Source organism: Paraburkholderia unamae, assembly GCF_003096875.1.
Classification (GTDB): domain Bacteria; phylum Pseudomonadota; class Gammaproteobacteria; order Burkholderiales; family Burkholderiaceae; genus Paraburkholderia; species Paraburkholderia unamae.
Genome location: NZ_QEOB01000046.1, coordinates 42,103 through 51,873, shown reverse-complemented (window position 1 = coordinate 51,873; position 9,771 = coordinate 42,103). Strand labels below are relative to the sequence as shown.

Annotated in this window: 8 protein-coding genes; 3 read left to right on the top strand and 5 right to left on the bottom strand. The window is 62.1% G+C overall.

Going from position 1 to position 9,771, the window contains the following annotated elements; all coding sequences use genetic code 11:
* Window positions 1–206: 206 nt before the first annotated feature.
* Window positions 207–815: a M24 family metallopeptidase gene (locus tag C7402_RS44960; protein WP_425273828.1), complete on the bottom strand. Its 609-nt coding sequence runs from the start codon at window positions 813–815 to the stop codon at window positions 207–209.
* Between the two features lie 382 nt (window positions 816–1,197).
* Between C7402_RS44960 and C7402_RS44955 the strand changes: the two genes are divergently transcribed.
* The gene (locus C7402_RS44955) at window positions 1,198–3,390 is read left to right on the top strand and encodes a TonB-dependent receptor (RefSeq protein WP_116615145.1); all 2,193 of its coding nucleotides are present in this window, start codon (window positions 1,198–1,200) and stop codon (window positions 3,388–3,390) included.
* A gap of 48 nt (window positions 3,391–3,438) precedes the next feature.
* Here C7402_RS44955 and C7402_RS44950 read toward each other — a convergent pair whose 3' ends face one another.
* The 3 genes from C7402_RS44950 to C7402_RS44940 form a co-directional block, all read right to left on the bottom strand.
* Window positions 3,439–4,284 carry an MBL fold metallo-hydrolase gene (locus C7402_RS44950; RefSeq protein WP_116615144.1) on the bottom strand — a complete coding sequence of 282 codons (846 nt, stop codon included), beginning with the start codon at window positions 4,282–4,284 and terminating at the stop codon, window positions 3,439–3,441.
* Window positions 4,281–5,558 carry an MFS transporter gene (locus C7402_RS44945; protein ID WP_208949105.1) on the bottom strand — a complete coding sequence of 426 codons (1,278 nt, stop codon included), beginning with the start codon at window positions 5,556–5,558 and terminating at the stop codon, window positions 4,281–4,283. Before C7402_RS44945 ends, C7402_RS44950 begins: the two co-directional genes overlap by 4 nt.
* A 111-nt stretch (window positions 5,559–5,669) precedes the next feature.
* Window positions 5,670–6,623: a D-2-hydroxyacid dehydrogenase family protein gene (locus C7402_RS44940; protein ID WP_116615143.1), complete on the bottom strand. Its 954-nt coding sequence runs from the start codon at window positions 6,621–6,623 to the stop codon at window positions 5,670–5,672.
* A gap of 113 nt (window positions 6,624–6,736) precedes the next feature.
* On the opposite strand from C7402_RS44940, the gene C7402_RS44935 reads away from it, so the two are divergent.
* On the top strand, window positions 6,737–7,696 hold the full coding sequence (locus C7402_RS44935; protein WP_116615142.1) for a LysR family transcriptional regulator: 960 nt from the start codon (window positions 6,737–6,739) through the stop codon (window positions 7,694–7,696).
* 22 nt (window positions 7,697–7,718) lie between these two features.
* Here C7402_RS44935 and C7402_RS44930 read toward each other — a convergent pair whose 3' ends face one another.
* A complete protein-coding gene (locus C7402_RS44930; protein WP_244315108.1) occupies window positions 7,719–8,336 on the bottom strand; it encodes a TetR/AcrR family transcriptional regulator in 618 nt (205 codons plus the stop codon).
* Between the two features lie 259 nt (window positions 8,337–8,595).
* On the opposite strand from C7402_RS44930, the gene C7402_RS44925 reads away from it, so the two are divergent.
* Window positions 8,596–9,741, top strand: coding sequence for an MFS transporter (locus C7402_RS44925; protein ID WP_116615152.1), 1,146 nt, complete (start codon window positions 8,596–8,598; stop codon window positions 9,739–9,741).
* Window positions 9,742–9,771: the final 30 nt, after the last annotated feature.

The window sequence follows — 9,771 nt, the reverse complement described above, 5'->3', positions numbered from 1 at the left end:
CCACGCCGATGATAGTGCGGATTGCCCGTGTGAAAGTAGGTAATCGTCAGGCTCCTTATGCAGCAAGTCCAGAACCCCGGTGTCTCCGAAAGAGAACCGGGGTTCTGGCGTTTACGTGTCTGAAATGCGTGTGCGAGCAAGGCACCGCGCGATATAAAAAAAGCCGTCCTATGGACGGCTTTTTTGCTTTATCAGCCTCGGTGACACTACGCGAGCAGATCTTCGTAAAACGCCCCGAAGGGTCGCTCGGGGTGCGCAATCTGGATTTCGAGGATCCACAACCCAGGCGCCGGCTGCGCGTCGTACTCGCCGAGGTCGCCCGCCTTGTAGATCGCATGCGGAAAGTCGCTTACGCGATGACCCTTGATGTCGATGTTCAATTTCCAGCCGTGCACGCGGGCGCGTTTGGCGGCATAGTCGTACAGCGCGATGCCGCTGCATCCGGTGCCGCGCCAGTGAATGGCGACTTCGTCGTAGATCGTCCTCGCAGCGCGAGCGCAAGCCTGCATCTCGGGGTCACTACCGGTCACGAAGGTTGCGCCCGCATCGCCTTCGTGACGGTCCCAGACCGCGCCCAGATCGATGAAGAAAATATCGTTCTCGCCCAGCACAGGGTCGCCAACCGAGCGCTCCTTGAAGATGCGCAGCGTGTTCTCGCCAAAGCGGATCAGCACGGGATGCCAGATCCGGTCCATACCCAACTCCTGCAAGATCGCTTTACCCAGTGCATTGGCCTCGGATTCGTGCATGCCCGGCCGGATTGCGGCGGCGATCTGATCGACCGCCTTCCAGGTCATCACACGGGCGTGTTCCATGGCGGCGAGCGAAAAGTGCTCGCCGACCGCCTGCTTGTTTTCGCTGCTCACCAGATGTCGCTCCCGTTATCACTTGATTCAACGCACTGAATGCATCGACGCCGGTCATCACAACCGTGACGTCAAGGATGCACGTTGCCTCGATATATTCTCGCGTATATTTCGCCGCGTTGACAGCCGTGACCGGAGAACGAGTCGCCGCCAGGACTTAAGCCAAATAAGCTCCGGAACGTCGCCCCGCCACAACAGCCATGAGCGACGCGTCAGTTTCTTGTATCCGATGCTCGATGAGTAATTTACAATTGCGAATGAGTCGTATTTAAGTATGTAATCGAGCACATTTCGGGTCATCGACCGGTCTTCAGGGAACAACAAACACGCCATGCCACAACGGGGAACGCAGCAAAACGCCAATCGCCGCACAGCGGTATCGTCGGCAGTCGATCGTCTTTTCGTCGGGTTGGCCGCGGCCGCGGCGTTGCAGGCCAGCGCTTATGCGCAGGACACGGCGCCGCAAGGCAGTGCCGCTTCGCAATCGGACGTGTTGCCTGCGGTCGTCGTCAAGGCCGCGGCGGCCCCTGGGGAATTGCCCGCGCCATATACGGGGGGCCAGGTGGCACGAGGCGGCAGCATCGGCGTGCTCGGCACATCTAACGTGATGGACCAGCCATTTAGCACGACGAACTACACCGATCAGATGATCCGCGATACGCAGGCCCGTACGATCGGCGACGTCGTCGTCAACAACGCATCGGTGCGCACGGAGCAAAGCAGCGGCGGCTTTGGCGACGTGTTCCAGATTCGTGGCTTCGACGTACAGGCGACCGATGTCGCGCTCAACGGTCTGTACGGCATGGTCTCGGCCGCACGCGTACCGGTGAACTTGCTCGAACGTGTGGAAGTCCTGCAAGGCCCGGGTTCGCTCATGTACGGCATGGGGCCGGGCGGTAGCGTCGGCGGCGCCATCAACATCGTCACCAAGCGTGCGGACGACGAACCGCTCACGCGTCTCACGGCGATGTATCAGTCGAAGGGACAGTTCGGCATGGCTGCCGATATTGGCCGCCGTTTCGGCGACGAGGGCCAGTGGGGCGTGCGCTTCAACGGTCAGATCAACGACGGGCAAACCGGCATCGCGCACGGCAACCAGCTTCAGGGCGATAGCTCGATCGGCCTGGACTATCGCGGCAAACAATTGCGCTGGTCGTTCGACGCCTATAACGTCGCGGAGAACACCGATGAGTTTCGCTCGCAGATCGGCTTCGGCACGGCAACCGCCGTACCGGCCGCGCCGTCGGGTTACAGCAACCTTTATCCCGGTTCGAAGCTGAAGTTGCGCGACACTGCCGTCATGACGCGCCTCGAGTACGACATCAACCCGCACGTAACCGTGTACGGCGCGGCGGGCGAGCATTACGGCACGTCGGCGCAGAATTTCCCGTACGCGGCCGATATGACCTCCGCCGGCGCGTTCAACGTGTACAACGGCTACTACGACCAGTACACGCGCACGAAGACCGTCGACGCAGGCTTTCGCTTCCACTTCGACACCTTCGGCGTCAAGCACACACTGGTCACGGGCATCACGAGCCTGAATCAGGAGATCGGCTACTTCTATGCGCTGGGCTCGACCGCCGTGGCGTCTAGCCTCTACAATCCCACGCCGCTTGCCCCCATGGACGTCGCGCGCGGCGACGCGCAACGCAGTTCGCAGTTGCGCCTGAACAGCCAGCAGGTCATCGACACGATGTCGTTCTTCAACGACCGTCTGCTCATCACGGGCGGTTTCCGCCGACAGACGATTGGGCAGGACAACTACGACCCGACCACCGGCTTGCAGCAAAGCTCGATCGACCAGCAGGCGATCACACCGCTCGCGGGCATCGTGTTCAAGCCATTGTCGAATATTTCGGTGTACGGAAATTTCACATCGGGTCTCACGAACGGCGGCACGGCGCCGGCCGAAGCCGCCAACGCGGGTCAAGCGTTCGCGCCGTACAAGTCGAACCAGTACGAAGCGGGCGTCAAGGCGGACTGGGGCCACGTCATGACCTCGGCCGCGATATTCCAGATTTCGCAGCCGAACGCCGTTATGGATCCGACGACGAAAATCTACGGATATAACGGCAAGACGCGTGTGCGCGGTCTCGAACTGTCCGCCTACGGCGAGGTGTTTCGCAGCCTGCGCCTGATGGCGAGCGCGACCTTCTACGACCCGAAGCTTTCGGGCACGGCGGGCGGCGCGCAGGACGGCAACGAACCGGGCGGCGTGCCGAAGTTCGCCTTCAACCTCGGCGCCGACTACGATCTGCCCTGGGTGCAGGGGCTGAGCGTCAATGGCCGCATTATCCACACGGGCGCGCAGTACTACGATTCGAGCAATGCCTTGCGGTTACCCGCGTGGACGCGATATGACGTGGGCCTGCGTTACGAGACGCAGATTGCGGCAAAGGATGTCGTGTTCCGCGCGAACGTCCAGAATCTCTTTGGCAGCCGCTACTGGATCCAGCAGGGGACCTACGTGACGAACGCCGCGCCGCGCACCGTACTGGTTTCCGCGCAGATCGACTTCTGAGGCCCGGTTCGCGGGCACGGGAAGTCCCGGCCCGCGCCTGCGAGCCGGCTATTGATACCTGCTCAGGTCCAGCCGGTATCCGCCGCTGCAACAACTACGTATCCGGCCAATCCCGGTGACGTGCGGGCCTGCCACCAGCGTGTCTTCGGTGGCGAGTTGCGCGAGCAACCGCTCGCGAGTGCGGACTGCCTGCTGCGGGTCCACGTCAAAGCCTATGCTCCAGTCCGGATAGCGCAATTGCAGTAACGTCGAATGAATGACGTCGCCCCAGATGAGTACTTGCTGGTCTGCGTCGCGTATCTGCACGCCGCTGTGGCCAGGCGTATGACCGTGAAGCGGCACGAGCGACACGCCGGGGATGACTTCGCTATTCGCGGGCAATGCCGTCACGCGTCCCGCATAGGCTTCCAGCACCGACGTTGCCAGCCGGAACAAACCGGCCTCCGCCATACGAGGATATTGCTCCGGCGACGTCGCATCGGTCCAGAACGCCCATTCCTCTTCCGAAAGGAATAGTGTGGCGTTCGGATACAACGCAAGCCCGTCCTCATTGATTAGTCCTCCAACATGATCTTCATGCAGATGAGAGAGGATGATGCCTTGTACCTGGTCGAACGTGTACCCTGCCGCGCGCAAGGCCTCGGGGGCTTTGCCGAAGCGCGGTCCGAGCTCACGACCACAGCCTGCATCGATAAGCCATAGTTCGTCGTTCCTCTTCAATGCAAACGCATTGATTGGCTCGGGAGACGGCCCCGATGCGGGAAGCCCAGCGCTCTTGAACAGTTCCGCGCCTTCCTCCGAGGCCGCGGCGCGAATCATCTCCGTACCGCAGAGAAAAATGCCGTCCAGCAGGGTAATCAGCGTGAATTCGCCAATCCGGTGTTCCTCAATCACTTCTGTTTCTCCTGAGTCGTGAATTCTCGATGAGTGGATGAAGCCATTTGCGCGTCGAGCCGCGACTTGTGACGACGGCCGATTTGCAGCGCCAGCGCCGCTACGGAAGCGGCCGCAGCCATTGCCATCACTGCGGTCCAGCCGCCGGTTCTCCACGCGAAGCTTGCCGCGCTCGAACCCGCAGCGCCGAAGCTGAATTGCGAGGCCATGAATACCGTGTTGTAGCGTCCGCGTGCCGACCCAGCGGCCGCCAGGATTCGCGATTGATTACTGATGAGGGAGATTTGCAGTCCGGCAATCATCAGGACTGCTCCAATGACAAGCCCGACGAGATTGACGAGGGCAATCATCAGAATGAAGCTTGCCGTGACAAGTGCCGCTCCGATGCGGCCGGCGCTTTCACCCGCCATGCGTACGCCATAGGGCGCGACGACGACACCGACAAGAGCGAACACGCCGAACATGCCGGCGGCGCTGCTGGTCAACTGAAACTTCGGCCCCTGCAACAGCAGCGTGAGAATCGTCCAGAACGCGCTGAAGCCGAAGAAAAGGAGGCTCTGCGTCAGCGACGCGCGGCGCAGTTCGCGCTCATCGCGCACGAGCACGAACAGCGAAAGCAGCAGTTCGACGTAGGGTTCGCGTGATGCGGGCCTGCTGCGCGGAAGCCGTGCCGCCAGTCCCAGCAGCATCAGTAAAACGAGCGCAGCGCCCAGCACGAACATCGCGCGCCAGCCGAACCAGGCGCCGACGAATCCGCTTACTGTTCTCGATAGCAGCACGCCGATAAGCAGCGCGCTCGTGACAACCGCAACGATGCGTTCGCGGCTGTCTGTGGACGCGAGCTCCGAAGCGAGGGGAATGATCTGCTGGGCGATCGTTGCGAATATGCCGACCAGCACCGAGGCGAACGCCAGGCTGTAGAGTCCGGGCGCCGCACTTGCCGACGCCATCGCCAGTATCAAACCGAAGCACTGGAGCAAAATCAGCCGCCGTCGATCGATTCTGTCGCCCAGCGGCACGAGTAATACGAGGCCCAGTGCATAGCCGATTTGCGTAGCGGTCGACACGAGGCTTGCATCGGCGCCTGTGTGAAACGCATCGGCGATCAGGCCGAGTAACGGCTGGTTGTAGTACTGGGTGCCGACCGAGAGTCCGGTCGCCACCGAAAGCAGCAGGATGAGGCCGCGGGTTGGCGGCTGCGCGGTAGACGCCGATTTCGAATGCGGGGCGCTCATGACACCGCCCTGACGCGCGTCGGCTTGCGCGGCCGCCATGATTTAGCGGGCGCAACACGGATTTTGAACAAGATAGGTCCTTCCTGCTCTCAGGCGAGAGAGGCGCGTAGAAGTTGCTGAGGAGAGTGGCGGCGATCGCTCGCGCCGGGGTTATTTCGACATGACGCGCACAGGTGAGCCGCGCAACCAGGCAAGAACGTTCTCGACTGTCTCTTCGTAAAACACCTTGTACGTCCCGTGCGTGACGAAGCCGATATGCGGCGTGGCGAGCACATTGTCGAACGTGCGAAACGGGTGGCCGGCGGGTAACGGTTCGGTGTCGAACACGTCAAGCGCCGCTCCGGCGATTGCCCGTCGGGTGAGCGCATGGATGAGCGCCGTCTCGTCGACCAGTGGCCCGCGCGAAGTATTGACCAGCCATGCATGCGGTTTCATCAATGCCAGTTCCGGTGCGCCGACGATGCCCTGTGTGCGCGCCGAGAGGACCAGATGAATCGAAAGCCAGTCCGCCGCGCGCAGCAAAGTGGTCTTGTCGACAAGCGTTGCCCCCGCCGCCTCGGCGGCTTCCGGCGTGAGGTTCTGACTCCACGCCAGAACCCGCATGCCGAAGGCGCGACCGATTGCAGCAACGCGCGCGCCGGTTTTGCCCAGACCGAGAAGACCAAGCGTGCTGCCCTCGAGGTCGGCTCCGACGCCTACCTGCCATCCGCCGTTGCGCATCGACGCATGTTCGGCGGGAATATGGCGGGCCGCCGCGAGAATCAAGGCCCACGTTAGTTCGGGCGCACCATTGCCCCGGCCCCTGGTTGCGCTGACAACCACGCCCTGTCGTTGCGCGGCGTCCAGGTCGATCGCGGCGTTGTAAGGCGCGTTTGAACCGATGAACTTGAGGTTGGGCAGTCGGCTCAGGATGGGGGCGGTAAGGGGCGTGCGTTCCCGCATCACGCAGATGGCGTCGAACGGTTGCAGCCTTTCCACCAGCATGTCGATATCCGTCAAATGGTCGCGAAACACGGTGATTTTCGCGATCTTCTCCACTTCGGACCAGTTTGCACTTTGCAGTGCAACACCCTGGTAGTCGTCAAGGATAGCTAATCGAATCATGCCGTTACTCCGTTCTGAATTTGTCATGCGGTGAATCACCTTTCCCGACATATTGACTTGTCGGTACATATGTGACAAATTGAACGTAGTAATGGCACCTATCTCTGGCAGCAATGAAAGACGCAACGCTACGCAAGCTCGACCTGAATCTGCTTCATGTTTTCTCCGTGCTGATGGAGGAGAAAAGCGTGAGCCGGGCGGCCGAGCGTCTGTACATCGGTCAGCCCGGGCTTTCCAGCGCGCTGCGGCGCCTGCGTGAAGCGCTGGACGACGAGTTGTTCGTGCGTGTCGGGCGAGGGCTGGAACCCACGCCGAGGGCGTTGGCGATTGCGCCCGAAATTGCCGGCGCGCTCTCGACAATCGAGCGCGCCGTGCGGCCGCCGCAGGCGTTCGACCCTGCAACGTGGCGAGGCGAATTCCGCGTCGGGATGTGCGATAACTTCGAAATGGCGTTTTTGGGCGTATTGACGGCGCGCATTCGCGAGTTGGCGCCACATGCGCGCGTCGTGGCCGTTGCATCAACGAAGCGTGATTCCGTCGCGCTGCTCGAGCGGGGTGCGTACGACTTCAGTGTTGCCGTTCACGAAGAGCCTGCTTCCTGGCATATCCGGGACGCTTTGTTCGATCAGCGTTTCGTTTGCCTTTATGACCCGAAGCAGTTGAAGTTGACGCTGCCGTTGAGCATCGAGCAGTACGTGAAGGCGCAACACGTCATCGTTTCGTCGGAGGGTAACGATACGACAAGCATCGACGCATTTCTCGATGGCGCGGGAATCCGGCGCAGCGTCGTTGCCGGCGTGTCGCGTCACACTGCGGTTGCGCCGGTATTGCAGTCGGTTCCGGCGATCGCCACGGTGCCGGAAACGATCGCGCATTGCATGGCGCGGCTCCACGGTCTCGAAGTGTGCCTGCCGCCGCTGGATTTGCCGATGGAGCCGATCTCGGTGCTATACCGTCGAACCGACCAGATGGACGGACGTTCCATCTGGTTTCGGCGGCTATTCGCCGACGTGGTGGCGCAGGCGCTGAAGACCTCGGGCTGCCGGCCGTCGACGCCCGCCGCGGCTGCGTGACGCCGACGCTCTTGCGCCGCTTCTAGCGTGTTCGAGCGGGGCGCTGTTGCGCGTCCCACGCGCTCATGATCGAGGTGATGGCGGTGTTGATGACCCGCAGCCCCACACCGTCGCGCACGAGTGTCGAGATGCCGGTCAGGAAGCTGTCGAACACGGTGGCGACGCTCGAAATGTCGGTATCGGCGGCCAGTTCGCCGTTGGCGATGCCGCGCTCCACGCATGCCTTGATCCCGGCGCGGGTTCGCGCGCGCGACTGCGTGAGCGCTTGAGTCACCGCAGCGTTTTCGGGCGACGGCGCGCTCATCACTCCGAGCGCGACCATGCAGCCCTTCGGATGACCGCGCTCGCATTGCATCTTTGCCGAAGCCCGCAGCATCGTTTCGATAGCGTCACGCGGGCTCAGCGTCGTGTCCCACAGAGGCTCGCTCACGATCGCGTACTTCGACAGATAGCGCTGCGCGCACTCATGAAATAGCGCCTCTTTCGAGCCAAAAGCCGCGTAAAAGCTGGGTGCGGAGATCCCGCCGCCGATGCTGGATTTGAGCTGGCTAAGCGATGTGGCTTCGTAGCCCTGTTCCCAGAACAAATGCAACGCCTGTTCGATGGCGTGGTCCCGGTCGAACTGGCGGGGTCTGCCCATTTGCGCCATCGCGCCCTCCTTTTGCACTAGATTCTTTGTCACTCATATAAATAGTATTCGATACAGAAGTCGTTGACAAGTGTGTTACGTCGCCGTTACATTTGTATCGAACAGTATATATATTGTGCGTGAGCGGGGCCCAACCGGCAAACGCGGCATGTGACTTCTCTTCGACAAAGGATTCCTTGTGAACACATCCACGGCACCCGTGCGGGTGCATTCCCGCAGCCTGCCCGTGCTGGCCTTGCTGGCGCTGGCGATGACGGGGTTCATCTGCATCATGACCGAAACGTTGCCTGCTGGCCTGTTGCCCCAGATCGGAAGCGGTCTGGGCATCTCGCCATCACTCGCCGGTCAGATGGTGACGGCTTACGCGCTGGGTTCATTGGTCGCCGCGATACCGTTGACGCTGGCCACGCGCGGCTGGCGCCGGCGTCGCGTGCTGCTGATGACGATCATCGGCTTTCTCGTGTTCAATTCGATCACGGCGCTGTCCTCGAACTACGCGCTGACCCTGGTCGCACGCTTCATGGCGGGCATGTCGGCGGGACTGGCCTGGAGCCTGCTTGCCGGGTACGCGCGGCGAATGGTGGCCGGGCATCAGCAGGGGCAGGCCATGGCGCTCGCCATGGTCGGCACGCCGATCGCGCTCTCGCTTGGTGTGCCGCTCGGCACCTGGCTGGGCACGTGGCTCGGCTGGCGTAGCGTGTTCTGGATCATGTCGGCGATGACCGTAGTGCTGATCGTGTGGGTTCTCGCCAAGGTGCCCGATTTCCCGGGGCAGGCGACACACGAGCGCATGCCGTTGCGAAACGTGTTCTTCACGCGAGGCGTGCGACCCGTGCTCGCGACCGTCATTGCCTGGATGCTCGCGCACAACATTCTCTACACGTATATCGCGCCGTTTGTCGCGCAGGCCGGGTTGCTGGAGAGTCTGGATGTGGTGCTGCTGACGTTCGGCCTGGCGGCGCTCGCCGGAATCTGGGTCACGGGGCGTTTGGTCGATCGTCACCTGCGCAGTTCGGTGCTGGTGAGTCTCGCGACGTTCGGTCTCGTGTCGGTGTTGTTCGGCGCGTTCGCGACGGTTCCGCAGATCGTCTATGCAGGAGTCGCGATCTGGGGGCTGACGTTCGGCGGCGCGGCGACGCTGCTGCAAACGGCGCTGGCCGACACGGCCGGCGAGGGCGCCGATGCCGCCCTGTCGATGAACGTCGTGGCCTGGAACGGCGCCATCGCCGGAGCGGGCGTACTGGGCGGGGTGCTGCTGAACAACTTTGGCGCGCGCTCATTTCCCTGGGCGCTGGTTTTGCTGTCGCTGGTGGCGCTCGCCATTGCCTGGCGTGCGCGCAGGCATGGTTTTGCACCGGGTGCGCGGGCAGCGGCGGCTCCACACATCGGCCATTGAGCGCTAACAACATTCTCCTTTACCCTTGCT